Genomic DNA, 23977 nt, shown 5'->3' with positions numbered 1-23977 from the left:
AATACCGTTACAACCGGGAACTCACCAGGTTTCGTCCAACAAAACAGACCGAACGTTGGTCTATGTCACGTCCGACTGGATGAAATTCAGATACGCCTTGGACGGGGTGGGACCACGCTGCCCCTGATACTTGGAGCCGACCGCGGCGCTGCCGTACGGATTCTCCGAGGGCGACGACAGCCGAAACAAGCACAGCTGCCCGATTTTCATTCCCGGCCACAGCGTGATCGGCAGGTTGGCGACGTTGGACAACTCCAACGTGATGTGGCCGCTGAATCCCGGGTCGATGAACCCGGCCGTCGAGTGGGTGAGCAGTCCCAGCCGTCCCAGCGAGCTCTTTCCCTCGAGCCGGCCCGCCAGATAATCCGGCAGTGTCGTCAGTTCGAGAGTGGAACCGAGGACGAATTCCCCGGGATGAAGAACGAACGGCTCACCCGCTCGGGGCTCCACCAATGTCGTCAGCTCGTCCTGCTGCTGAGACGGATCGATGTGGGTGTACCGGGTGTTGTTGAACACCCGGAACAGCTTGTCGAGCCGCACATCGACGCTCGACGGCTGCACCATCGACGGATCGAAGGGATCGATCGCCAGGTTGCCCAGGGTCACTTCGGCACGAATGTCACGGTCGGAGAGCAGCACCACTGCAGGTTACTGGTCCCCACGCGCCCTGCGCGAAGCACCCGAGTGACCACTTCCGCAGGTACAGCCGGACCGAACACATTCCAGTCGATGTTCCCTCGTACATCGGCCACCCTTCCGGTGCCGCATTCCGGCCACGACGCCACCTGAAGTCGGTATTTGTGGACACAACTCATCGACGACGCCCGGATCGACTCCGGCGCATTACATCCGCGGTGGATTCGCAACGGAGAACGATTGGGTGACTTCACATCTGCGCGCACTGGCCGTGCAACCTGTCTCGCCGTCGTTCCTCTACGCGCACTCGGGACGAATACCGCACATTGTCACCAGTACTTTCGGATACGTTGCAGCACTTGAACTTCGAGCTGCAGGAGCACGCGAGGCCGAGTCGATCGCTCCGGTGTAGCGCGCCACGAAGCGCGATACAGTCGTAGTGTCCCGGTTTCGGGCTCCCTACCGGGGTAGAGTCCGGAATAGACCAGGGGGAACAGTCCTGCACTGCGTCTACCGGAGCGGTACACCAGACCGCGCGACGAGAGGCGGGAGTGGGGCCCTGGAGAACGGTCGGACACTCGAGGTTCTCGTCACCGGCGTCGCCACCGAACTGATGGGAGTCGACGCGGCGTCGGTGCGCGAAGCATACCTTTCGGTATTGCGTCAGCTCGTGGATTACCTGGGCATCGATTTCAGCTTCCTACGGCACCACGATTTCGATGCCCGGGCAACCAGACTCACCGCGGAATGGCCACCGCGCCTGAGCATGCCCGATCCCGACCCCCTCGCCGTCGTCTACTTCGACAAGACGGATTCGGTCTTCGCGGTAACCGAAACACTGTCCGAGCCGGCAGTGTTTCGACCCGACCCGGAGCAGGAGGAGTTTCTCCCACAGGTCGAGAATGCCTCAGGATTCAGCGCCACCTCGATGGCCGTCGTACCGCTGCGGCACTCCGAACGCACCATCGGGACTCTGGGCTTCGTCAACATGGGTGACCGAACCTGGTCCGAGGCAGAACTGAACGGTCTCACAGCAATTGCCGCGCTGCTCTCGCAGTTGCAGGCGCGAGTCGATGCCGAGGAACAGATCAGGTTCTCGGCCTTGCACGACGGCCTCACCTCGCTCCCGAACCGCACCGCACTCACGCAGCACCTTCGTGAACGACTGGACCCGTCGATGCCCGGCCCGATAGCGGTGTTGCACATCGACCTGGACCGCACCAAGGCGCTCAACGACTTTCTCGGACACCTCGCCGGCGACCAGTATCTCCAGGCTGTCGCCAGACGTCTGCAGGCGTTCGTCGGCAAATCGGTCAGTCTCGCGGCCCGCCTGAGCGGCGACGAGTTCGTCGTGGTCCTGGCCGGCCCGTGCTCGGACAGCGTTGCCGCTCAGCACGCCCGCGAGATCGCCGAGTCCATCCAGGCACCGGTCACTCTCGGTGTCGAGCGAATCGGTCGCAGCGCCAGCATCGGCATCGCCTTCGGCGTGCCCGGTGACCACACCGCCGAATCCCTGCTCCGACAAGCAGGGCAAGCCGCTCTGGTGGCCAAGCGTGCTGGTGGACATCACATCTCACTGTTCACCGACGAGATGCGCGCGCAGTCCGAACTCCGCAACGACGTCGAGATCCACCTACGTGACGCCATTGCGGGAGACTCGCTGACGCTGCACTTCCAACCGGAGGTCGATCTCGTCACCGGGCGCATCACTGCGGTGGAGGCACTGGTTCGGTGGCGTCACCCCACCCGCGGCCTGTTGCCGCCGTCCGCCTTCATTCCGGTGGCGGAGGAGACGAACCTCGCCGGCGAACTCGGCCGGTGGGTTCTCGACCGCGCGTGTCGGACCTTGGCTGCCTGGCAACGGGAGATCCCCGGCCTCGACATCGTGATGCGCGTGAACATCTCGCCCGTGCAGCTGGTCACCACCGGCTATGCGGCCGCCGTGGCGCGCGCCCTCGACGAATTCTCGATCGCGGGCTGCCACCTGTGCCTGGAGATCACCGAAGTAGCCGTCGTACAGGATCTTTCGCGTACCCGAGTGACGCTCCGAGAACTGCGGGACCTCGGCGTTCAGATGGCGATCGACGACTTCGGTACCGGATACAGCTCGCTGTCACACCTCAAGGAACTGCCCGTCGACGCACTGAAAATCGACCGGGCGTTCGTCACCGACCTCGGATCGGGCGCGACCGGCGACCTCGCGATCGTCCAGTCGATCATCGGGCTCGCGCACGCCTTCGGCCTGAGCACCATCGCCGAGGGCGTCGAAACCGAGAGTGCCAGGCGCACACTGGTGGCGTTGGGCTGCACCCGCGCCCAGGGCTACCTGTTCTCCGAACCCGTACCGGCCGAGGACGCCCAGGCCCTGCTGCACGGTGTACGCATCGACGTCGGGCCACCCTGCTAACCTGGACGCCGCACCACACGCCGGTGTAGTTCATTGGTAGAACGCGACCTTCCCAAGGTTGAGAGGCGGGTTCGATTCCCGTCACCGGCTCCACGGTCCCCTTGTCGGCGGTAAACCCGCCTTTCGATCGATCCCCGCATCGACACCCCCACGGTCACCCGAAGCTCGGTCGACAATCGGCATGCGACACAATAATCGCTACATAACTATTGTTGTGACTTTTATGCGCTCATGCCCGATTTCGTAGGGACATTTCACAACTGCAGGAATACCGTATGGTCATGCGCGGACCACGCCGAATTCTGATTGCTGTCGTCGTCGCACTCGCCACTGCCCTGTCGGCCTTGCTGACCCACGCGGCACCACTCGCCCACGCAGGCCCGCTCATGCCCATCGCCGCTGCGCCGTCTCAACCCGACCACGCCGATGCCATCCGCTACGCGGCCACCAACCGCGACGCCGCCCCACCCGGGGCAAACGACATGAGCTGCGTGCCCACCGCCGAGCACCCCAATCCTGTCGTACTCGTGCACGGCACCGACGCCACCGCGTATTCCGATTGGGCCGGCTTCTCCCCGATCCTGCGTGCCGCCGGCTTCTGTGTCTTCGCGATCAACTACGGCGCATCACCGGACGGCAAGTCCAACGGCTACGGAGTCATCGAAGACAGTGCAGCACAACTGAAATCGATGACGACGGCCATCCTCGACGCGACCGGCGCTGCGGCGGTGGACGTGGTGGGCTACTCGCAGGGTGCTGCCGTCGCCCGATACTTCGTCAACAGGCTCGGCGGTGCCGATGTCGTCGACCGATGGGTGGGAATCGCGTCACCGACCTACGGCGGCACCATGTACGGCGTCGCCCCCGTCGTGCAGGCCGTGCCCGGTGCGACCGGTCTGGTGGCCGACGAATTCGGACCGGGCCTGGCCCAGTTGATGGCCGGATCGGATTTTCTCGAGAACCTCAATGCCGGCGGCGACACCGTACCCGGGGTGGACTACACCTCGATCGCAACCAAGGTCGACGAGGTGATTCAGCCGTATACCAATGCGCTGCTACGAGATCCAGGAGCGCACAACATCGTGATCCAGGACGTGTGCCCCGACACCGAGGTCGCACACTTCACGTTCACCTACGACCCGACCGCACTCCGGCTCGCGCTCAACGCCCTCGACCCGGCGAATGCGCGTCAGCCGTCCTGCGTTCCGGTACCACTGGGAACGGGAATCCTCGACGTCGTGTTGGCCAGCCACTGACCCGTCAGGTCAGTAGTTGATGGGCTCGAAGTCCTACGTAGAGTTCGGCGGCCTGCACGGGATCACGGAAGTCGCGGCCGGTGAGTTCCGCGATACGCCGCAATCGGTACAACACCGTATTGCGGTGGTAGTGCAGCTGTTCCGCGGCATCCTTGGTGGAGCCACCGCACGAGAACCACGCATCGAGAGTCGCCAGCAGACTCGTCCGCTCAGCGCGGGGCAACGCCAACAGATCGCCGAGAATCTGACGGGCCGCGATTCGGCCGGATTTCGGGTCGCGCGCGAGCAGTAACGGCACCGGTACCGAGTCGTAACGCACCGGCGTCGACGGCACAGAATCAGGGAAGCTGCACGAACGGGCCAGACGGGCCTGCCCCACAGCTTCACCGATACCCGACGGCGACCGGAACACCGAACTGACACCGATCCGTCCCGGGCACAGTTCTCCGATGGTGACCAGTGCCGTGTCGATGTCGGATTCCCGAGCGGCGCAGAACAATCCGATGCTGCCGTCCACCTCGGCATCCCACACCGACTCGGTACCCACGGCCCGTAACCGAGCGACCACACCTTCGATACCGAGTCCCGTCGACGAGGGCTCCTGGGATACCACCGCAAAAAAGCCACGATCCGGAATTCGGAACGCACGCAGGGCATCCGCCGCCGCGGCCGGATTCGCGGCATGGTCGGCGAACAGCACCCGAATCAGGCGACCGCGGGCTTCGGCGCTCTCGCGGGCTCGCATATCTGCGCTCTCTCGATACGCTTCGGCCGCCTCATCGGAATACACGTCGACCAATGCCCACACCTGCGCAGCCATGTCCAGCAGCGCGTGGCTGGCCCGGCCGTGCGAACGCACCATCAACTCGTCCCAGACCAGCCTGCCACCGAGCCGGAACGCATGAAGCAATGCCGCCAGCGGTACACCTTGCTCGGCCTTGAGCCTGCCCGCCTGCTGCGCCGACTCGAGTCGAACCGGTGCACGCCCGGACAGCTTGCCCAACATCGAGGCCAGATTGCTGCGAGACGCTTCGTGGAGTTGATCCGCGGTGAGGAGCGTCGCCTCGAGATAGGCGTGCTCGGCTCCCAGGATGCGCCGGACCAGTTCGCTCGCCAGCTCGTCCACGTCGTCGAGCATCGTCGCCGCCAGCTCGGTCGGTGACGGATGCAGAGCGGACTCGGTGGTGGTCATGACTGAACCATAGCTCGGCGGATGTAAGCCACACCACACCCAAACTGTGCGACGGCACAATCCGCTGCGCCCGATTGACAGCCGTGGCCCATGGCATGCCGCCCCGAATACGACCAGAATCACAGTCGAAGCCGTGTATCCGAACGACGAGTGGAGACAAGAAGTTGACCAGCGAAGTCACCCCACACCTACAGCCTGTACCGACGAACGGACCGGACGCCTCCTCGGCGGTCGACACCGCTCTTGCCGACCTCGCGGCAGGTGAGCACACCTGGGGCCGCCTCGGTCTGGCCGACCGCCGGGCACTGCTCGAGCGCATGCATGCCCTCACCACGACGCACGCACAGGAATGGGTGACCGCCGCCGCGTCGATCAAGGGCCTGGACCCCTCGTCCAGCCTGCTCGGTGAGGAGTGGCTCTCCGGCCCGTACTCGCTTCTCGGCGGACTCGGCACGCTCGCACACACCCTCTCGGCGCTCGAGGCAGGCGACAGCCCGCTGGCCGGAGTGAAGTTCGGAACAGCTCCGGGCGGACGCACGACCGTATCGGTGTTGCCGCTCAACAACTTCGAGAAGCTGCTGCTCAACGGATTCAGTGCCGAGGTGTGGCTCCGGCCCGGAATCGACCGTGCCACCGCACAGCGCACCGCAGGCCTCGCCCAACTCGACCCGACGCGCACCGCGGGAATCGGCGTCGTACTGGGCGCAGGCAACATCAGCTCGATCGCGCCGCTCGACGCCCTGTACGAACTCATCGCCTTCAACCGAGTCGTCGCGCTCAAGCTCAACCCCATCATGGACCCGCTGCTGCCGGTCTTCGAGAAGATACTCGCGCCACTGGTGGACATCGGGGCCCTGCGTCTGCTCACCGGCGGGGCCGACGTCGGCACCTACCTGGTCAACCACGATCGCGTCGACCACGTCCACATGACGGGCAGCGCAATCACCCACGACGCCATCGTCTTCGGGCCGGGACCCGACGGTGCCGCCCGTAAGGCGGCGAACCGGCCGATCCTGACCAAGGAGATTTCCAGTGAACTCGGCGGTGTCTCACCCACCATCGTGTTGCCGGGCGAGTGGAGCCGCGCGGACATCGAGTTCCAAGCCGAACACGTAGCCACCCAGCGACTGCACAACAGCGGATACAACTGTGTCGCTTCGCAGGTCGTCGTACTGTCCTCGGAATGGAAGCAGCGCGACGAGTTCATCGCAGCTCTGCGGGCCGCACTCGACCGGGCACCGGCCCGGGCCCCCTACTACCCGGGCAGCGACAGACGAGTGTCCGACGCCACCGCCACGTACCCGTCGGCCGAACGGCTCGGCGACGGCGGTGGCCGAGTGCTCATCACCGACCTCGATCCGGGCGAGTACGCACCGCTTCTGCAGACCGAGTACTTCGCACCCGTGATGGGCGTCATCGAGTTGCCCTACAGCGGTACAGCTTTCGCCGCCAAAGCCGTGCAGACGGCCAACGAGGAGTTCACCGGCACCCTCGGCATCAACATCATCGGCACGCCGAGCACCATCAAGGAACTCGGTGAGAAGTTCGACTCCATGCTTGCAGACCTGCGCTACGGCACCATTGCCGTCAATGCCTGGACTGCCCTCGGCTTCCTCACGGCGTCGGCCACCTGGGGCGCGTTCCCCGGCCATACCGTCGACGATGTCCAGAGCGGAATCGGCATCGTGCACAACGCATTACTGATCGACGGTGCCGAACGAACCGTCGTGCGCGGACCCTTCCGCCCACTGTCGAGGTCGCTGATCAGCGGAGAGATGTCCATCTCCCCCAAGCCGCCGTGGTTCGTCACCAACAAGACCGCGGCATCGACCGGGAAACTGCTCACCGCATTCGCCGGAGCACCGTCCTGGACCAAACTGCCGGCGATCTTCGCCTCCGCCCTGCGCGGCTGAGCAGCGCCGACGAACCCGAAGGACAACCATGAGCACACAGAACACAACTGCCGACTACATCGTCGTGGGCGCGGGCTCGGCCGGCGCAGTGGTGGCCAACCGTCTCAGCGCCGATCCTCGCAACAGCGTGATCCTGCTCGAGGCAGGCCCGGAAGACAAGAACAAGTTTGCCCACATCCCCGCCGCGTTCTCCAAACTCTTTCGTACCGAGGTCGATTGGGACTACCTCACCGAACCGCAGCCGGGGCTACGCGACCGCAGCATCTACTGGCCGCGGGGCAAGATGCTCGGCGGCTCGTCGTCGATGAACGCCATGATGTGGGTGCGCGGATTCGCCGCCGACTACGACGAGTGGGCAGCCAATTCCGACGACTCGTGGTCGTTCCGCAACCTCGTGGGCTACTTCCGCAAGATCGAAAACATCGAGGGCACAACCGAACTGGACGCCGGAACCGGCGGTCCGCTGATCGTGTCCCACCAGCGCAGCTCACGCCCGCTCACCTCGTCCTTCCTCTCCGCCGTCGAGGAAGCCGGCTACTCGGTGGAAACACCCAACCTGCCCGAACCCACGGGCTTCAGCCGCACCATGGTGAACCAGAAGCGCGGTGCCCGTTGGAGCACCGCCGACGCCTACCTCCGCCCGGCGAAGAAGCGCACCAACCTCACCGTCCTCACCGAGGCACAGGCCACCCGGGTTCTGTTCGAGGGCAGCGCCGCCGTCGGCGTCGAATACACCTCCGACGGCGTCACCCATACGGTGCGCGCACACAAGGAAGTCATTCTGTCCGGCGGAGCCATCAACACCCCGCAGCTGCTGATGCTCTCCGGCATCGGAGACCAGGAGCAGCTCAAAACCCACGGCATCGCTGTACAGCACCACTCGCCGGACGTCGGGCAGAACCTCCTCGACCACCTGGCTGCCCTCATCGGATGGAAGACCGAGAAGGACTCCCTGTTCCACGCCGAGAAGATTCCCGAGCTCATCAACTATCTCGCGCGCCGACGCGGCATGCTCACCTCCAACGTCGCAGAGGCATACGGCTTCATCCGGAGCCGCGAAGACCTGCCGCTGCCGGACCTCGAACTCATCTTCGGGCCGGCCCCGTTCTTCGACGAAGGCCTGATCGCCGCCGACGCACACGCCGCGGTCATCGGCACCGTCCTGCTGCAACCCAAGAGCCGAGGCGAGATCACCCTCCGGTCCGCGGACCCCCTGGCCAAGCCCATCGTCGAGCCGCGTTACCTCAGCGACCCCGACGGCATGGACCGCAGAGCCATGATCGAAGGACTGCGCGTGTGCGTCGCGCTGTCGGAGACCCCGTCTCTGAAGGGGCAGCTCGGGGACGTCGTACGCCCCAGGGTGGCGTCGAACATCTCCCCGGCGGATCTGCTCACCGAGGCCCTCGAGCAGAACGCGCACACTCTGTACCACCCGGTGGGCACCGCGCGGATGGGCAACGATGCCGGCAGCGTCGTCGACGCCGCGCTGCGGGTTCGGGGCGTCGACCGCCTCCGTGTCGCCGACGCATCGATCATGCCCAGCATCATCCGCGGCCACACCCATGCACCGTCGGTGATCATCGGCGAACGAGCCGCGGATCTGATCCTGGGCTGAGCCGAACGTGAACATGTCTGGTTTGACCGTTCGCGCAGTGGGGTAACAGGTCGGCACGCTTGAATGCAAGCATCGCGATGAAGACCCATCCGATCGGCAAGCAGCGCCGAATCACCCACAACGCTCGAGAGACGAGCACGGAAGGTTGACCGACATGTTCACTGTTCGTAAAGCTTTGGCCGCCACCGCAATCGGTGCACTCACCATCGTTCCGCTCGCCGCATGCTCCAGCGACGACGCATCCAGCACCGTCGAATCGGCCACCTCTTCTGCCTCCGAGGCAATGGAGAGCACCCCGGAGCCCGCAGCCGAGGTCGACGACCTCAGCAACGGCGTCGACACCGCAGTTGCCCTCGACCCGGGCTTCCTGGGCGCACTGACCACCCTCGGCCTCACACCGGGCGTTGTCGGAACCGCAACTCTCGCAGACGGTTCCATTCGCTTCCCGATCACCGGTGGCGACGTGAAGTACTGGGAGCCCGGCACGGTCGACCCCTACGTGCAGGGCGAGATCAACCACGACGGTAGCGGATTGTCGCTGACCGCAGGCGAGACCGTGGTCGAGCTGACCAACTTCGACATCGATCCGGGCACCTCGCTGCTCACCGGTGACGTCACGGTCAACGGCGAAGAGGCTGCTGCCGACGCCGTACTGTTCGACCTCGACGGCCGCACCCTGCAGCCGTTGGCCACCGGCCCCGACAACACCGCCATCCTGCAGGGCACCCAGGTGAAGATCTCGGAGACCGCAGCCGGACTGCTCAACGACACGTTCAAGACCGACGCTGTCACCCCGGGACTGCTCGTCGGCGTTGCGACCATCACGGTCAAGACCGCCGCGTAATCTCTTCCTGAACCCGTGCGCGGGCAGTTACCGACCGACGTCGGTGCTGCTCGCGCTCTGGTGCTTTCACAGCCGTTTCGTCGACGCGACAGGGGATTTCGGAATGAGAGCCTTCCGACGGATATACGGCGGCCACCCTCTGCACGCCGTCGGCCTGCTGTTCTCTTTCGCTCTGGTCGGTTACGTCGTCCACATAGCCGGTCCGAAAACGTTGTGGAACAGCGACATCTGGTGGCATTCCATTGCCGTCTGGTTCTTCGGATCGGTACTGCTGCACGACGCGGTCCTGTTCCCACTCTATTCGGCAGCCGATCGCCTTCTCACCGGGCTCGGACGACTGCAGCTGACCGTCTCGCCCGTCAACTACATTCGCGTTCCCGCTCTCGGCACCGCACTGACGTTCGTGATGTTCTTCCCCGGAATACTGTCCCAGGGCGCGGAAACCTACCGAGCGGCAACAGGTTTGACCCAAGACCCCTTCTTGGAACGATGGCTGGTCCTGACGGCCGTGTTGTTCACCGCCAGCGCCCTCGTCTACTTCATTCGCTTCACCGTGGTACGGAGCCGAACATGAGCGTCACCGCAGACACCCTTTTTCACCGCGCCGCCGCTGGATTGCCCTGCTGGATCGGCGATTCCGACGGCTCGAGAGAACGTCTGCCCACAGCCCGCTGGATGGGTGGGAGCGCATCCTCGGCAGAGGATCGCCGAGCCGACCACGCCATGATCAGCCGATGTACCGGGTCCACCATCGATCTCGGCTGCGGGCCCGGCCGGCTGACCGAGGCTCTTGCCCGACGCGGGCTCTCGGCGCTCGGCGTCGACACGTCCAAGACTGCCGTCGACCTGACCATCGGCCGCGGCGGAAATGCCGTTCTCCGTGACCTCTTCGAGCCTTTGCCCGGTACCGGCACGTGGTCGTGTGTACTGCTTGCCGACGGCAACATCGGCATCGGCGGAGATCCGGTGCGCCTGCTCCGCCGAGCCGCCGACCTGCTGGCACCACACGGAGCCATCATCGCCGAGGTCGACGAACCCAGCGACTCCGGCATTCGGCACCGCACCGTCCGCTGGGAAACCGACACCATGGTGGGCGATTGGTTCGCCTGGTCGAGCGTCAGCGCCGACGCCACCGCCGACCTCGCCCGCGCCGCCGGCCTCCAGATGGTCGACGTGGCTCCGATCGACGGCCGCTGGTTCGCGCAGATGACGCCGACTCCGCTCACCAATTCGTGAACAGCAGATGATTGACGGCCAAAGCCCCGATCACCTGCAGCGCCAACCAGAATCGATGTGTTCGACGCGGCAGCACCGCCGGGGCGATCAACATCCACATCGCGAACGGCAGCCAGATTCGCTCCGTCTCCGCTTTGCTCAGCTGACTCAGATCGGCCATCACCACCGCCGCGAGGCCGCCGAGCACCAACAGGTTGACCGGCTGCACCCGCGTGGCGATGCGCGGAAATGCCGCCGGCACAGCCACACCCAGCGCACAGAACAGTGCAGCGAAGTTCGCCCAGCCCCAGTACTCGAACGGACGATCCTTGGCGATGCCCTGGTAGTACCGTTCCTGCACCAGCTCGTACCCGTCGTACCACCAGAATCCGTACGCCGTGAAGATCCCCGCTACGAGCACGGCACCGATCACCGCACCGAGGAACGGCAGAACCTTTCTGCCGGCTATCAGTACCGCAACCGCGGGCAGTCCCATCAACACCAAGCCGTAGTTCAGGTAGATGCCGAAACCGAGCAACACTCCTGCACCGATCGATGCGGGCCACAGCCAGCGCTTCGTCGAGACCGCCAGCAGCGCGACACCCCACGCCGCGACCCCGGCATAGAACGCATCGGCGGAGACGGCGATCCAGATCGCTGCCGGAGCGATCGCCACGAACGGTGCTGCGCGCCTGGCCATGTCCTCGTTGCCCAGAACACCGAGCGTGAGAACCACGGCAACTGCGGCACTGGTTCCCACAAACACGCACAGCGTTGCTGCCCAGGCCCCGCCGCTCAGACCGAGACGGTCCAGCCAGACGAACGTCAGCAGCGCACCGGGCGGATGGCCCGAGACGTGCGTGGTCCACGAATCCGCCTGGAAGTCCAGAATGCGCTCGGAGAATCCTCGCAGCGTCGCGGGGATGTCGGTGATGCCGGGCACCTCGTGCAGGTACTCGTCGGTCGACGCCAACCGGTCGACGAACCCACGCTTCCAACCGTCGACCATCGCCAGCGCCATCGTCCACGCCGCCGACACACCCCACACGACGAACAACAGCCGCGTCCAGGACAGGCGTCGAGCCACGGTCGGTCCCCACAGCACGGTAGCCACCGCGATGAGGACGGCGAACGGCGTTCCCCATCCGACATGAACATCACGAAAGCCGAACAGCGGTGCGGCATCGGCGAAATCGCGCACCTGCTGCGGTGTTCTGTTGATGATCGGGGTGACGATCTCGTTGCCCAGATACGGAACGACGAACGCGACGGCAACGAGCACGACGGCCAGCGCACCGGCTACGGCTTCTCTCCAGTAACGGATAGTGTTTTCTCCCTGCGGACTTGAAGACGAACACGGTTTCGGACCAGCATATCGACCGACGGTGATGGAGGATGGGTAGATGAACACGCAAGCGGGGGTACGCGCCGAAATCGCGGTGATCGGCGGCAGTGGCTTCTACTCGTTCTTCGCCGACGACGCCGAAGAGATCGAGCTGGACACCCCCTACGGATCCCCGAGCGCACCGATCACCGTCGGCGAGGTGGAAGGACGACGAGTCGCGTTTCTTCCTCGACACGGCCGCGCTCACGAATTCTCGCCGCACACCCTGCCGTATCGGGCCAACATGTGGGCGCTGCGCATGCTCGGTGTCAGCCGCGTCTTCGCCCCGTGTGCCGTGGGATCGCTGGTGGCCGAATACGGTCCGGGAACCGTCGTGATTCCGGATCAACTCGTCGATCGGACGTCCGGCAGGACCCAAACCTATTTCGACAACGGCGGCATCCACGTCGAATTCGCGGATCCGTACTGCGGGGAGCTGCGCAACGCGGCTGTCCAGGGGTCCGCGGTCGACGGCGGTGTCATGGTGGTCGTCGAAGGCCCTCGGTTCTCCACTCGTGCCGAAAGCCAGTGGTTCGCGCGCCAAGGTTGGACACTGGTGAACATGACCGGTCATCCCGAAGCCGTCCTGGCCCGCGAGCTCGAACTCTGTTACGCACCGATAGCGTTGGTGACCGACCTCGACGCCGGAATCGAATCCGGCCAGGGAGTCAAGGCAGTGGATGTGTTCGCCGAATTCCAGAAGAACATCGAACCGCTCAAGGCGCTCGTCCGATCGGCAGTACGCGATGCGCCGACAGGCGACTGCCCGCACTGCCGGGTGCACGCCGGAGTTGCACTGCCCATCGAGCTCCCGTGACACGCGTACTGCTCACCGGCGCAGCCGGATTCATCGGAGGCCACATTCTCGACGCAGCGCGCGACACCGATCTCGAGATCGTTGCCGTCGACGCGATGTTGGATTCCGCCCACGGACCGGGCGCGAAGGCCGAGGGCATCACCGATCTGGATGTGCGCGACAAGGATTCACTCGTCGATGCCCTACGCGGCGTGGATGTCGTGTGCCATCAGGCTGCTGTCGTCGGTGCCGGTGTCGACGCCGCGGACGCGCCGGCATACGCCAGTCACAACGACTTCGGAACCGCAGTCCTGCTCGCGGCGATGTACGAGGCAGGGTGTTCCCGCCTGGTGCTGGCATCGTCGATGGTGGTCTACGGCGAGGGGCGTTACCTCAATTCCTCCGGCGAGACAGTCGTGCCCCGGCCGCGCACCCGGGCCGATCTGGACGCCGGGCTGTTCGACAACCGGGACCCCGCGTCCGGGGAGCCACTCGATTGGCTACTGGTCGAGGAGGATTCACCGCTACAACCGCGCAGCACCTACGCAGCGAGCAAACTGGCGCAGGAGAGCTACGCTTCGGCGTGGGCACTGGCTACCGGTGGTTCCGTCGTCGCACTGCGCTACCACAACGTGTACGGCCCGCACATGCCGCGCAACACCCCGTATTCCGGTGTGGCAGCCATGTTCCGATCGTCGCTCGAGCTCGGGAAACCGCCCACGGTCTACGAGGACGGCAAGCAGGCCCGCGATTTCGTTCACGTGCACGACGTGGCAGCAGCGAACATCGCATCCATCTCCGCCGAACTGGACGGCTTCACCGCGCTCAACGTGTGCTCGGGTCATCCGATCACCATCGGAGAGGTGGCGTCCGTTCTCGCCGACGCGAGGGGTGGACCAGCGCCCGAAATCACCGCCCAGTACCGAGCCGGGGACGTACGGCACATCGTCGCCAGTCCACAGCGGGCAGAAGAGGTCCTGGGATTTCGCGCGCAGATCCTGCCGCAGGAGGGTCTCACCGCGTTCGCCGACGCACCGTTGCGCGACGCCGAGGGAACGGGCCCACCCCGTGTCTGAGCCCGGATCTGTCACCGTCGTCATTCCCTGCATGAACGAAGCCGAATCGCTTCCGGCCGTGCTGGATTCGATCCCGCCGGGATATCGAACGATCGTCGTCGACAACAACTCGACCGATGCCACCGCCGCGGTGGCAGCCGCCCACGGCGCGGCAGTGGTAGCGGAAACCGTCCCCGGATACGGTGCCGCCGTGCACGCAGGCGTCCTCGCCGCCGACACCGAAATCGTCTGCGTGCTCGACGGAGACGGCTCGATGGACCCACGCGACCTACCCACCCTGGTGGCTGCACTGAACAGCGCAGACCTGGCCGTCGGCCGTCGCCGGCCCGCCAAGGGAAGTTCCCCGCTGCACGCACGAATCGGCAATGCCGTTCTGTCTCTTCGACTTCGGACCAAGTACAAGTTGCCCGTACACGACCTGGGTGCCATCCGAGCGGTCCGCCGACAGGCACTGCTCGACCTCGATGTCACCGACCGACGCTCCGGCTACCCGCTGCAGCTGCTCGTGCTCGCGGCCGAGGCCGGCTGGACCGTCGTCGAACACGACGTGGACTACCGGCCACGAACCGCAGGCACGTCCAAGGTCTCCGGCTCGGTCCGCGGCACCATCGTGGCCGTGCGGGACTTCTGGAAGGTGCTCTCGTGACCGTCACCGCCCTCGTCGTGGCCAAAGCACCCGTTCCAGGACTCGCCAAGACTCGCCTCGCCGCAACGATCGGCGATGCGGCCGCAGCCGAGGTGGCAGCTGCCGCGCTGCTCGACACCCTCGACGCCGTCACGGCAGCCGACGTCGACCATCGCGTCGTTGCCCTCACCGGCCATCTTCACGACGCGGCCCGCGCCGAGGAACTCACCCGAGCCCTCGCGTCGTTCACGGTGATCCCGCAGCGCGGCGACGGACTGGGCGAACGGCTGGCGAATGCGCACGCCGACGCGGCAGCCGCGGGTGCGGTACTTCAGATCGGTATGGACACCCCGCAGGTCACCGGGCGACTACTCAGCGAAGCAGCCGCGTTGCTCGCCGACACCGATCTACTGGGTGCGGCCGAGGACGGCGGTTGGTGGATCCTGGGTCTGCGGGATCCGTCTCGGGCCCGGGCATTGTCGACCGTACCGATGTCGGCACCGTCGACGGGCGTCGACACTCTTGCGGCACTCACTGCCGCGGGTGCCGAGGTCACCATGGTGTCGGAATTGCGGGATGTGGATTTCGAATCCGATCTCGACGTGGTGTCGAGCATGTGCACACCGAACAGTCACTTTCGCCGAGTCGTCGAACAATTACGCGACACTCGGTAATTCGATATTTCGACGAAGCGACGGAAAAACAATCCTTCAGGTCTCTACATCCGTTGGGGAGCAAGAGGCTTCGCTTTGTCGTATTTGCCGGACCGCGCGCGACGTATATCGAACCGCAACACTTCATAACCACCGTTTCACGGCGATTTCTCAGACATGAGTGCTAGAAAGTGTCACATGACCGGGTTGCTGATAGGCGTAGTCGTCTGGATGGTGTGCGCAGCAGTAGTCGCCACCGTCCTCGGCCGCGTCGCACACCGAGGAGACTCCGAGGAACTCGGATCCACCCTCGAGTGGAATATCGACGGTCTCGATCGCGAAGTTCAACACGAGAACTGACGGTCTCAGTCGACTCGATCGACCAATTCGATCAGGATTGCCGACGCTGCGGCCAACGTTTCCCGCTGCCGAGCCGACAACTCGTCCAACTGTTCGGCAAGAGCGATTTCGCGAGACGCCACTTCGTCGCGAGCAGTCGCAACGCCCGCCTCGGTCAACTGCAGCACCACCTGTCTGCCGTCGGTCGGGTGCGGCTCACGGACAATCAGGCCGGCCTCGACCAACTGATGCGACGACCGCGACACCGACGGCGGCTTGATTCGCTCCCGAGAAGCCAGTTCACCGGTCGTCATCGGCCCCTCGCGCAACAACGTCGTCAGAATCGACAACTGAGCCACCGGCAACCGGTCACTCGAATGGCGCAGACGCAGTCTCCGATTCAGCCGCATCGCACTGACGGACAGATCCCGCGCCAACTGGGAATCGGGTAAATCACTCACGGTGTCCAGATTACGACACCGAGGTGTATTCGCCCGATTCGAGAAACCGGCCACGAGTTGATTCATGTCGCAGCCCGAACTCGAAACCTCCAGCAGAGCGTGCTGTTGCTACGGGCCACGCTGTAGCAGTTCCCATTAGGCTTCCGGCGTGGACGCTGCCGAATGGGACCGCAAGTACGAACGCCGAGAACTGGTCTACGGCGAGGCTCCGAATGCCACCTTGGTCGAACTCGCGACGACGCTGCCGCGCGGTCGAGCCCTCGATCTGGCGGCCGGCCAGGGCCGCAACGCCATCTGGCTCGCGACACGGGGCTGGACCGTGGACGCCGTCGACTTCTCGTCGGTGGCACTGACGCGGGCGAGTCGAGTGGCCGAGTCGGCCCCGAGGTCGGTGCGCGAGCGCCTGACCTGGATACATGCAGATGTGACGAAGCTGGCAACCGAGCCCAACTATGACCTGGTGCTCATGTTCTACCTCCATTTGCCCCCGGAAGAGCGACGCCGAGCCGTATCGGCTGCCGTGTCCGCGTTGAAACCTGATGGAATCCTCATGATTCTCGGACACCACTCGTCGAATATCACCGCCGGCGTGGGCGGCCCACAGGAACCCGAAATCCTCTACACGCCAGAAGATCTGGCGGCAGACGCCGGGGACCGACTCACCGTCACCACGGCCGAGAACCGGTATCGAGACGTGAGCGGCGGCACAGCGATCGACGCTCTATTACTGGCGAGTAGGTCCGCCCTTGGCAGCGGAACCGATCGGGGGTAATATCCGTTAAGTTACCGACGAGTAGCTAACTTGGGCGGTACTCACGAGACCGCACCACCGACTGGAGAGCGAACGAGCAATGGGCCATTACAAGAGCAACCTCCGGGACCTCGAATTCAACCTCTTCGAGATGTTCGGACTCGACGAGACACTCGAAGGCGACAACTTCGGCGACATGGACGGTGAAGTAGCCCGTGACATGCTGCGCGAGGTAGTACGCCTGGCCGAGGGCCCGCTCGCCGAGTCCTTCGCGGACGCAGACCGCAACCCCCCGGTCTTCGACCCCGAAACCCACAGCCTGAAGCTTCCCGAATCCTTCAAGAAGTCCTACAAGGCCCTCGCCGACGGCGAGTGGTGGCGCGTGGGCCTCGACGAAGAAGTCGGCGGCACGGCAGCACCCCGAAACCTGCTCTGGGGCATGAACGAGATGCTCCTCGGATCACAGCCCGCAGCCTTCATGTACTCCGCAGGCCCCGGATTCGCAAACATCTTGTACCACAACGGAACCGATGAGCAGAAGGAATGGGCGAAGGTCATCGTCGAGCGCCAGTGGGGTGCCACGATGGTTCTCACCGAGCCCGACGCCGGATCCGACGTCGGCGCCGGACGCACCAAGGCAATCAAGCAGGACGACGGCTCCTGGCACATCGAGGGCGTCAAGCGCTTCATCACCTCGGCCGTCTCCGACGACCTCTTCGAGAACATCTTCCACCTCGTGCTCGCCCGCCCCGAAGGTGCCGGACCAGGCACCAAGGGCCTGAGCCTGTTCTTCGTTCCGTCCATCCTCTTCGACTTCGAGAAGGGTGAACTGGGAGAGCGCAACGGTGCCTTCGTCACCGGCGTCGAGCACAAGATGGGCCTGAAGGCCTCCGCCACCTGTGAGCTCACCTTCGGTGGCCACGGCATCCCCGCGAAGGGCTGGCTCGTCGGCGAGGTCCACAAGGGCATCGCGCAGATGTTCGACGTCATCGAGCACGCTCGAATGATGGTGGGCACCAAGGCAATCGGCACCCTCTCCACCGGCTACCTCAACGCACTCGAGTACGCCAAGGAGCGCGTCCAGGGCGCCGACCTGACCCAGATGACCGACAAGACCGCACCACGCGTCACCATCACGCACCACCCCGACGTGCGCCGCAGCCTCATGATGCAGAAGGCGTACTCCGAGGGCCTGCGCGCGGTGTACCTCTACACCGCCGCGCACCAGGACCCGATCACCGCCAAGCAGGTCTCGGACGCCGACGAAGACATCGCCTACCGCGTCAACGACCTGCTGCTGCCCATCGTCAAGGGCGTCGGCTCGGAGATCGCCTACCAGGTGCTCGCCGAATCGCTGCAGACCTTCGGTGGCTCCGGCTTCCTGCAGGACTACCCCGTCGAGCAGTACATCCGCGACGCCAAGATCGACTCGCTGTACGAAGGCACCACCGCCATCCAGGCGCAGGACTTCTTCTTCCGCAAAATCGCCCGCGACCGCGGCGTAGCCCTCGCTCACGTTGCCGGACAGATCAAGTCGTTCATCGACAGCGAAGCAGGCAACGGACGCCTCAAGGCCGAGCGCGCACTGCTCGCTACCGCCCTCGAAGACGTCCAGGCCATCGTCACCTCGATGACCCAGCACCTCATGGGCGCACAGGACCAGCCCACCGAGCTGTACAAGGTCGGCCTGGCGTCGGTGCGTTTCCTCATGGGCTTCGGCGACCTGCTCATCGGCTGGCTGCTGCTGCGTCAGTCCGAAATCGCCATCGCCGCACTGGACAACGGCGCAGAGGGCAAGGACAAGGCGTTCTACGAGGGCAAGATCGCGGTGGCCTCGTTCTTCGCCAAGAACATCCTGCCGCAGCTCACCGCCACGCGGGCCATCCTCACCAACATCGACAACGACATCATGGAACTGGACGAAGCAGCGTTCTGATTCTCTGAAACCTTCGACGGCCGCACCTGTTTCTCGGGTGCGGCCGTTGTTGTTTGTGCGCCGTCGGTCTCGCCTCGGCTGACGGCCTGCGTAGCGGCGCAAACGCGCGCGCGTTTGTCAGATGCGCGCGAATTCTGCAGAATTTTTAGGCAATTTCGTGCGCGTTCGGCAAATGCGCGCGCGTTTGCGACCTAGCCGGGGCCGATGGACTTCACGCGCTACGGTCACCGAACCCGACCCACGTAGACGCTCCCCCGTAGATGCTTCCCCTAGCCCTGGCGACGCTTCCCCCAGCCCTGGCGCAAACGCGCGCGCGTTTGTCAGATGCGCGCGGATTCTGCGGAATTTCTAGGCGATTTCGCGCGCGTTCGGCAAATGCGCGCGCGTTTGCTCGCCACTCGATGTAATTCGCACGCTCCCTCGCGGTGGCGGCAAGGCAGCGGCCCGTTCTACAGCTCGGGCAACGCGCGCCACCAACTCTGCTGGATTCGCCAGGTCCGCCCAGGTCCAGCGCACCACCGGATATCCGAGATCGCGCACCGCGTCCTCCCGTACCTTCTCCCTGAACACCACGTCGCCGGGGTTCTCATCCTGTCGCAAGTACTTGGTGTACTTGGCTTTACCGTCGAACTCGCATACGACGAGGCCATTGACCATCCAATCGATCCGTGCCACCGATCGCCCACTTGGATCCAGGATCTCCACCTGAGACTCGACGTCGAATCCACCCTGGCGCAGTATGATTCGACTCTGCGATTCCCCCGGGTTCTCGCTGCGCCCGTCCATGAGGTTCACGGCTCGTCGCGCCTGCGCCACACCTTTCCAGCCCCGAGCCCGCTGCAACTCCGCGTCGAGCTCATTCTCGTCACAGCACTTCAAAGCCACGTCACCTGCGATTAACGCAGACAGCAGCGTCTCGGTTCGAGCAAGGTCGACCACTGTCCGAGCCAGCGAGGTCACCGAGACTCCGTCGACCGTCACGCTCGACAAGGACGGTGCACAGTGCACGGTCACAGCTGTATTCGTACGACCGCCGCCGCGGCGGTGTCGGGTGATGTGAACCTTGTCCAATCCGCCAGTGGGTAAGGGTAATCCGTGCAGTAGTGCAGCCGAACGGTGACTGACGACGTAACCACCGGACAAGATCGGCAAAATCGCATCGATCAACAGTCTGTGCCGCTCCTGTTCTGTCAGCCCGGCCAATCTCGACGACGGAACGTAGACGCCATTCACAAAACGCTCCCAGCCACCCCGCTCATACATTGCGCGCAACTCGTGATCGGCGCTCCCGTCTGCCAGCGCCTCGGAGCGTCGAATCATTCGGTCGTCCTTCATGCTCCGAGTCTCGGCCATGCGTCGACGGAGTCGAGCTCGAAAGCTGACGACTGTGCACAACTCCGGGCTTGTGGATGAATACAGGTACCGGCGTACCAGTTCGCCTAGCTGTCAGTCCCGCAAACGCGCGCGCTTTTGTCAGGTGCGCGCAGAATTGCCCACGATTGGGCCACTATTTCGCGCGCGTTCAGCACGTGCGCGCGCGTTTGCGAAGCAGACGGAGCCGAAACAGGTGGACGAGCAAACGAGGCCGCACCGAGCGAAGCGCAGCTGCACCACCAGGAGAACCGGCTCGGCGAAGCGTCGCTGGCCGACTTCACGAGACCGATCCGACAAACGCGCGCGCATTTGTCAGATGCGCGCAGAATTGCCCACGATTGGGCCACTATTTCGCGCGCGTTCAGCAAGTGCGCGCGCGTTTGCGAAAACCGGAGGGCGAACCGAACAGGCCGAAGGTGGGCGGACAGGGCCGAACCGGAGGGCGAACCGAACAGGCCGAAGGTGGGCGGACAGGGCCGAACCGGTGGGCAAAGCGAACAGGCTGAAGGGGGCCGAACCGGTGGGCGAAGCGAACAGGCTGAAGGGGGCCGAACCAAGTCGAACAGCGGTTACTGCTGGAGTTTGCGGAACTTGCTGCCGTGGAACACGATTGGGTTCACTTCGCTCTGCACTTCCAAGGAATGGATGCGTAGCAACACTATTGCGTGATCGCCCGCTGGAATTTGCTGCTCGACGGTGGTGTCGAGCCAGGCGGTGGCACCGACGATGAAGGCCGCGCCTCCGTCGGTGACGGTGAGATCGAGACCGGCGAAGCGGTCGCCGGTTTTCGCAGCCAGAGTGCGGACGGCATCGTTGTGTGCTTCCCCGAGCACGCTGACGCCGATGTTCGGCGCAATTTCCAGCTTCGGCCACGTGGTCGACGTGTTCTGAATACACACCGCTACCAACGGCGGATCGATCGATACCGATACGAAGCTACTGGCCGCCAAGCCCACCAGGACACCGTCGATCTTCGCAGCGATCGCCACGACGCCACTGGGGAACTGCGCGTACGCCTCACGAAGTGTCTGTTGATCGAGGACGGTGCGTGTGAGCGTCATGGAGGAAGCTCCCTTTCGATCTTGCGGTGCCGAGCGCACCTGTACTGTGCAACCTCGTCGCGGCGGCATTCGTTCCGGGCATACGTCTACGTCCAGCAAACACCCGATCGAGCGTCGACGCCACAGTCCGAATCCGCGTGATTCGAAGTGACACGTCGAGCACAGGACGTCACTCGTCGTCGTTCGGGCGCGGGGCGTCGTCGGGTTCGGGCGCCGGAGCCGGCCGGTCGGGCTGGACGCACTTGACGATCGGTATGGGGTCGTATTTCACGGTTCTGGTATTGCGCGAGATCTCGCTGCCCGACGCGGAGTCGCTGATCACCCGGGTGTCACTGGCGGTGAATCCAGGTCCCCCGCCGGACGCGACGCAGCCGGCACCGGCCGGCAATGTCACGGTATTCGGCGAGGTGGGCCGCGTCCGCGGGCCGGTGATGGACTCGACGTCGACGGTTTTCGTGCCCCACAGCCGGACGGTCACGCTGGACGAATCCGCGAACGACTCGATCACCACGCCGGTGTCGTTGGGATTGGTGAACTTCAGGTCGATGGCCCCTTCGAAGACCGTCGCCTCCCGGGCCTCGGGGTATCGACTGATGTAGTAGCTGTGCTCGGTGTGATCGGTGTCTTCCATGCCCGCGAAGTACGACGCGTTGTATAGGGTCGTCGCGAACTGGCTGATGCCGCCGCCGACGGCACGATCGGGTCGCCCGTTGTCGATGATTCCCGACTCGACGAAGCCCTGGGCGGTACCGCGCGGGCCGGTGTACCCGTTGAGCGAGAACGTTTCCTTCGGCTTGACCAGCGCCCCGTTGACGATCTGCGCGGTGAGCCCGATGTTCACGCCCGACGCGTACTCGAAACCTCCGGTCGTGTACTCCGCGATCACTTCTCGCACACCGAGATTCTGTGCCGCCTCGGTGGTGAGGGCAGGCGGTGCCGGTTGGTAGACGGCCTCGGCCGAGCGGGGACCGTCTGCAGCCAGCAGAGCGGGAAGCTGCTCGAGGGTCTTGTTCCACTCGACCAGCTCACCCATCACCCCGGGCACGACGGTGGGAGCTCCGCCGGTGAATGTGAACGACGCGTCCTTGGGTGGAACTTCGGTGCGGACCAGCTGCGGAGCAAGAATTCCGGTGGCGACGCCGGTGTCGTAGATCGGAGTCAGGCCGCCCTGCCCGTCCGGGTCGAAGCGCAGCACCTCACCCACACGGTCCGCCGGCAACGTCGCATCGACGTTCTGCCGACCTTCGATGACCACCGGTGCCGACACTGCGGGCGCCGCGACGTTCGACAGAGCCTGATCGACCGCATCCTGCGTCACAGTGACGGGCGTGGATTCGTAGACGACCTCGGTCGCACCCGTCGACCACTCGGTCTGCAGGTTTCGACGCGTTCCGTCGGCGTCCAGTACCCGCCCGGCCAGCGGCTCGACGGCTACAGGGGCACCGCCTTCGAAGACGACATCGCCTTCGACGGGCTCGCGGTCCGTCTCCGCTCGAAGGCCGTCCACGGCGACCGCAAGTGCCTGCTCGTCGGTGGTCGAGACGACGCCGATCTCCCGGCTGCCGAACAGTGACGTCAGACGCGTGATCGGGTTGATGGGCTGCGTACCCGCGCGATCGAGCGTCGCATTCCAGTCGACTCCCAGCCCGGCTGCGGCAGGCAAGACTTCGACCTGTCGGTCGTCGATGCCCACCTGAATCGGTTGCTCCGCGCGAGGTCCCAGCTCGGCACGCAGCACGGCCTCGGCGTCGGAATGACTCTTGCCGCCCACCTCGATGCCGGCGACGGTCACGCCGCGCGGAACCCGATCGCTGGAGGCAATCCAGTCCGCCGCGTACAGCAGCCCGAGAACGGCAACCACCGCGCCGGTACCGATGGCAATTTTCTTCCACGGCGGGGTGAACCCGGATCCAACGGGCTCCGACGAACCGTTTTCGGAGGGAGTAGAGGGAGAGCCGGCCGATGGCTCAGGCTGCCCGGCGTCAGGCGACTGTGGGGAAACAACGGGCTGTGCCACCGTCGGTGATTCGTCCGCCACCGGTGTGGTCGGTGCCTCCGTGACCGGTGCAGGAGACTCGGCCCCGTCGATCGGGGCACCATCCGAATCACCGTCGGTATGGAGGTCGGCAACAGGCTCGGAGTGCTCGATCTCCGCAGTGCCATCGGATGCGGTTCCGTCGGCCTGTGTCAGCTCGGCTTCGTCAGCCTCGACTTCGTTCGCCTCGGCTTCAGGGGCGTCCTGGCCCTCGGGGACAGGCTGCACTGCATGCTTCGGGGCTTCGGAGTCGTCGCGGATGGCCCGGAACACCTCGGTCGGCGTGTCGTACGGCGGTACGTCGGGGCTCGGCTCGGCACCCTTCGGCGCGTCACCCGACCTACTGTTGCCCTCGCTCACTTTCGACCCTTCCAGGACCGTCGATACATATTCCGGCCTGCTGCGCGG

General features: G+C 64.8%; 21 protein-coding genes and 1 tRNA gene. 15 read left to right on the top strand and 7 right to left on the bottom strand.

Features of this window, described 5'->3' with window-relative positions:
* Positions 1 to 60: 60 nt before the first annotated feature.
* Positions 61 to 639, bottom strand: coding sequence for a dCTP deaminase (gene dcd, locus E4P29_RS19380; RefSeq protein WP_027495411.1), 579 nt, complete (start codon positions 637 to 639; stop codon positions 61 to 63).
* A 556-nt stretch (positions 640 to 1195) separates the two neighbouring features.
* On the opposite strand from dcd, the gene E4P29_RS19375 reads away from it, so the two are divergent.
* The 3 genes from E4P29_RS19375 to E4P29_RS19365 all read left to right on the top strand — a co-directional run bounded on the left by E4P29_RS19375 (position 1196) and on the right by E4P29_RS19365 (position 4299).
* On the top strand, positions 1196 to 3043 hold the full coding sequence (locus E4P29_RS19375) for an EAL domain-containing protein (RefSeq protein ID WP_280634555.1): 1848 nt from the start codon (positions 1196 to 1198) through the stop codon (positions 3041 to 3043).
* Between the two features lie 19 nt (positions 3044 to 3062).
* Positions 3063 to 3136: transfer RNA gene (locus E4P29_RS19370), tRNA-Gly, on the top strand.
* A 188-nt stretch (positions 3137 to 3324) separates the two neighbouring features.
* Positions 3325 to 4299 carry an alpha/beta fold hydrolase gene (locus tag E4P29_RS19365; protein ID WP_135046768.1) on the top strand — a complete coding sequence of 325 codons (975 nt, stop codon included), beginning with the start codon at positions 3325 to 3327 and terminating at the stop codon, positions 4297 to 4299.
* 4 nt (positions 4300 to 4303) lie between these two features.
* Here the strand turns inward: E4P29_RS19365 and E4P29_RS19360 are convergent, their stop codons facing one another.
* Positions 4304 to 5491, bottom strand: coding sequence for a helix-turn-helix domain-containing protein (locus tag E4P29_RS19360; protein ID WP_135046767.1), 1188 nt, complete (start codon positions 5489 to 5491; stop codon positions 4304 to 4306).
* A 164-nt stretch (positions 5492 to 5655) separates the two neighbouring features.
* Here E4P29_RS19360 and E4P29_RS19355 point away from each other — a divergent pair, with 164 nt between their 5' ends.
* The 5 genes from E4P29_RS19355 to E4P29_RS19335 all read left to right on the top strand — a co-directional run bounded on the left by E4P29_RS19355 (position 5656) and on the right by E4P29_RS19335 (position 11099).
* Positions 5656 to 7404: an aldehyde dehydrogenase family protein gene (locus E4P29_RS19355; RefSeq protein ID WP_245154405.1), complete on the top strand. Its 1749-nt coding sequence runs from the start codon at positions 5656 to 5658 to the stop codon at positions 7402 to 7404.
* A 28-nt stretch (positions 7405 to 7432) separates the two neighbouring features.
* The gene (locus E4P29_RS19350; protein ID WP_135046765.1) at positions 7433 to 9019 is read left to right on the top strand and encodes a GMC family oxidoreductase N-terminal domain-containing protein; all 1587 of its coding nucleotides are present in this window, start codon (positions 7433 to 7435) and stop codon (positions 9017 to 9019) included.
* A 154-nt stretch (positions 9020 to 9173) separates the two neighbouring features.
* The gene (locus tag E4P29_RS19345) at positions 9174 to 9863 is read left to right on the top strand and encodes a hypothetical protein (protein WP_135046764.1); all 690 of its coding nucleotides are present in this window, start codon (positions 9174 to 9176) and stop codon (positions 9861 to 9863) included.
* A 103-nt stretch (positions 9864 to 9966) separates the two neighbouring features.
* On the top strand, positions 9967 to 10437 hold the full coding sequence (locus E4P29_RS19340; protein ID WP_135046763.1) for a hypothetical protein: 471 nt from the start codon (positions 9967 to 9969) through the stop codon (positions 10435 to 10437).
* Positions 10434 to 11099, top strand: coding sequence for a methyltransferase domain-containing protein (locus tag E4P29_RS19335; RefSeq protein WP_135046762.1), 666 nt, complete (start codon positions 10434 to 10436; stop codon positions 11097 to 11099). Before E4P29_RS19340 ends, E4P29_RS19335 begins: the two co-directional genes overlap by 4 nt.
* Here E4P29_RS19335 and E4P29_RS19330 read toward each other — a convergent pair.
* Positions 11086 to 12402, bottom strand: a complete 1317-nt coding sequence (locus E4P29_RS19330; RefSeq protein WP_135046875.1) for a hypothetical protein — start codon at positions 12400 to 12402, stop codon at positions 11086 to 11088. The two genes, E4P29_RS19335 and E4P29_RS19330, sit on opposite strands and share 14 nt — an antisense overlap.
* A 79-nt stretch (positions 12403 to 12481) precedes the next feature.
* Here E4P29_RS19330 and E4P29_RS19325 point away from each other — a divergent pair, with 79 nt between their 5' ends.
* The 5 genes from E4P29_RS19325 to E4P29_RS25990 all read left to right on the top strand — a co-directional run bounded on the left by E4P29_RS19325 (position 12482) and on the right by E4P29_RS25990 (position 15972).
* Positions 12482 to 13279 carry an S-methyl-5'-thioadenosine phosphorylase gene (locus E4P29_RS19325; RefSeq protein WP_135046761.1) on the top strand — a complete coding sequence of 266 codons (798 nt, stop codon included), beginning with the start codon at positions 12482 to 12484 and terminating at the stop codon, positions 13277 to 13279.
* A complete protein-coding gene (locus tag E4P29_RS19320) occupies positions 13276 to 14334 on the top strand; it encodes an NAD-dependent epimerase/dehydratase family protein (protein ID WP_135046760.1) in 1059 nt (352 codons plus the stop codon). The genes E4P29_RS19325 and E4P29_RS19320 overlap by 4 nt, the downstream gene beginning before the upstream one ends.
* Positions 14327 to 14980: a glycosyltransferase family 2 protein gene (locus tag E4P29_RS19315; RefSeq protein WP_135046759.1), complete on the top strand. Its 654-nt coding sequence runs from the start codon at positions 14327 to 14329 to the stop codon at positions 14978 to 14980. Before E4P29_RS19320 ends, E4P29_RS19315 begins: the two co-directional genes overlap by 8 nt.
* Complete coding sequence (locus E4P29_RS19310) at positions 14977 to 15633, top strand: DUF2064 domain-containing protein (protein WP_135046758.1); 657 nt, start codon at positions 14977 to 14979, stop codon at positions 15631 to 15633. The genes E4P29_RS19315 and E4P29_RS19310 overlap by 4 nt, the downstream gene beginning before the upstream one ends.
* Positions 15634 to 15810: 177 nt before the next feature.
* The gene (locus tag E4P29_RS25990) at positions 15811 to 15972 is read left to right on the top strand and encodes a hypothetical protein (RefSeq protein WP_167735538.1); all 162 of its coding nucleotides are present in this window, start codon (positions 15811 to 15813) and stop codon (positions 15970 to 15972) included.
* Between the two features lie 5 nt (positions 15973 to 15977).
* Here E4P29_RS25990 and E4P29_RS19305 read toward each other — a convergent pair whose 3' ends face one another.
* Positions 15978 to 16412, bottom strand: coding sequence for a MarR family transcriptional regulator (locus tag E4P29_RS19305; protein WP_032367083.1), 435 nt, complete (start codon positions 16410 to 16412; stop codon positions 15978 to 15980).
* A 148-nt stretch (positions 16413 to 16560) separates the two neighbouring features.
* Between E4P29_RS19305 and E4P29_RS19300 the strand changes: the two genes are divergently transcribed.
* Together E4P29_RS19300 and E4P29_RS19295 are read left to right on the top strand one after the other, a co-directional pair.
* Positions 16561 to 17184, top strand: a complete 624-nt coding sequence (locus tag E4P29_RS19300; protein WP_135046757.1) for a class I SAM-dependent methyltransferase — start codon at positions 16561 to 16563, stop codon at positions 17182 to 17184.
* Between the two features lie 79 nt (positions 17185 to 17263).
* A complete protein-coding gene (locus tag E4P29_RS19295) occupies positions 17264 to 19099 on the top strand; it encodes an acyl-CoA dehydrogenase (protein WP_135046756.1) in 1836 nt (611 codons plus the stop codon).
* A 348-nt stretch (positions 19100 to 19447) separates the two neighbouring features.
* Here E4P29_RS19295 and E4P29_RS19290 read toward each other — a convergent pair whose 3' ends face one another.
* The 3 genes from E4P29_RS19290 to E4P29_RS19280 form a co-directional block, all read right to left on the bottom strand.
* Positions 19448 to 20059, bottom strand: coding sequence for a hypothetical protein (locus E4P29_RS19290; protein ID WP_135046755.1), 612 nt, complete (start codon positions 20057 to 20059; stop codon positions 19448 to 19450).
* A 983-nt stretch (positions 20060 to 21042) separates the two neighbouring features.
* On the bottom strand, positions 21043 to 21534 hold the full coding sequence (locus E4P29_RS19285; protein ID WP_135046754.1) for a flavin reductase family protein: 492 nt from the start codon (positions 21532 to 21534) through the stop codon (positions 21043 to 21045).
* A 169-nt stretch (positions 21535 to 21703) separates the two neighbouring features.
* Positions 21704 to 23929, bottom strand: coding sequence for a VanW family protein (locus E4P29_RS19280; RefSeq protein WP_135046753.1), 2226 nt, complete (start codon positions 23927 to 23929; stop codon positions 21704 to 21706).
* Between the last annotated feature and the right edge of the window lie 48 nt (positions 23930 to 23977).

The organism is Rhodococcus sp. 1R11 (assembly GCF_004563845.1).
Lineage (GTDB): Bacteria > Actinomycetota > Actinomycetes > Mycobacteriales > Mycobacteriaceae > Rhodococcoides.
Note: the sequence above shows the minus strand (reverse complement) of the source record. Positions and strands in the feature narration are given on the sequence as shown.

What these genes read in the sequence shown, in the direction of transcription:
- E4P29_RS19350 (WP_135046765.1), top strand. Translation starts at nt 7,433, where the DNA reads ATGAGCACACAGAACACAACTGCCGACTACATCGTCGTGGGCGCGGGC.
- E4P29_RS19345 (WP_135046764.1), top strand. Translation starts at nt 9,174, where the DNA reads ATGTTCACTGTTCGTAAAGCTTTGGCCGCCACCGCAATCGGTGCACTC.
- E4P29_RS19295 (WP_135046756.1), top strand. Translation starts at nt 17,264, where the DNA reads ATGGGCCATTACAAGAGCAACCTCCGGGACCTCGAATTCAACCTCTTC.
- E4P29_RS19340 (WP_135046763.1), top strand. Translation starts at nt 9,967, where the DNA reads ATGAGAGCCTTCCGACGGATATACGGCGGCCACCCTCTGCACGCCGTC.
- E4P29_RS19325 (WP_135046761.1), top strand. Translation starts at nt 12,482, where the DNA reads ATGAACACGCAAGCGGGGGTACGCGCCGAAATCGCGGTGATCGGCGGC.
- E4P29_RS19360 (WP_135046767.1), bottom strand. Translation starts at nt 5,491, where the DNA reads ATGACCACCACCGAGTCCGCTCTGCATCCGTCACCGACCGAGCTGGCG.
- E4P29_RS19335 (WP_135046762.1), top strand. Translation starts at nt 10,434, where the DNA reads ATGAGCGTCACCGCAGACACCCTTTTTCACCGCGCCGCCGCTGGATTG.
- E4P29_RS19285 (WP_135046754.1), bottom strand. Translation starts at nt 21,534, where the DNA reads ATGACGCTCACACGCACCGTCCTCGATCAACAGACACTTCGTGAGGCG.
- E4P29_RS19365 (WP_135046768.1), top strand. Translation starts at nt 3,325, where the DNA reads ATGCGCGGACCACGCCGAATTCTGATTGCTGTCGTCGTCGCACTCGCC.
- E4P29_RS25990 (WP_167735538.1), top strand. Translation starts at nt 15,811, where the DNA reads ATGACCGGGTTGCTGATAGGCGTAGTCGTCTGGATGGTGTGCGCAGCA.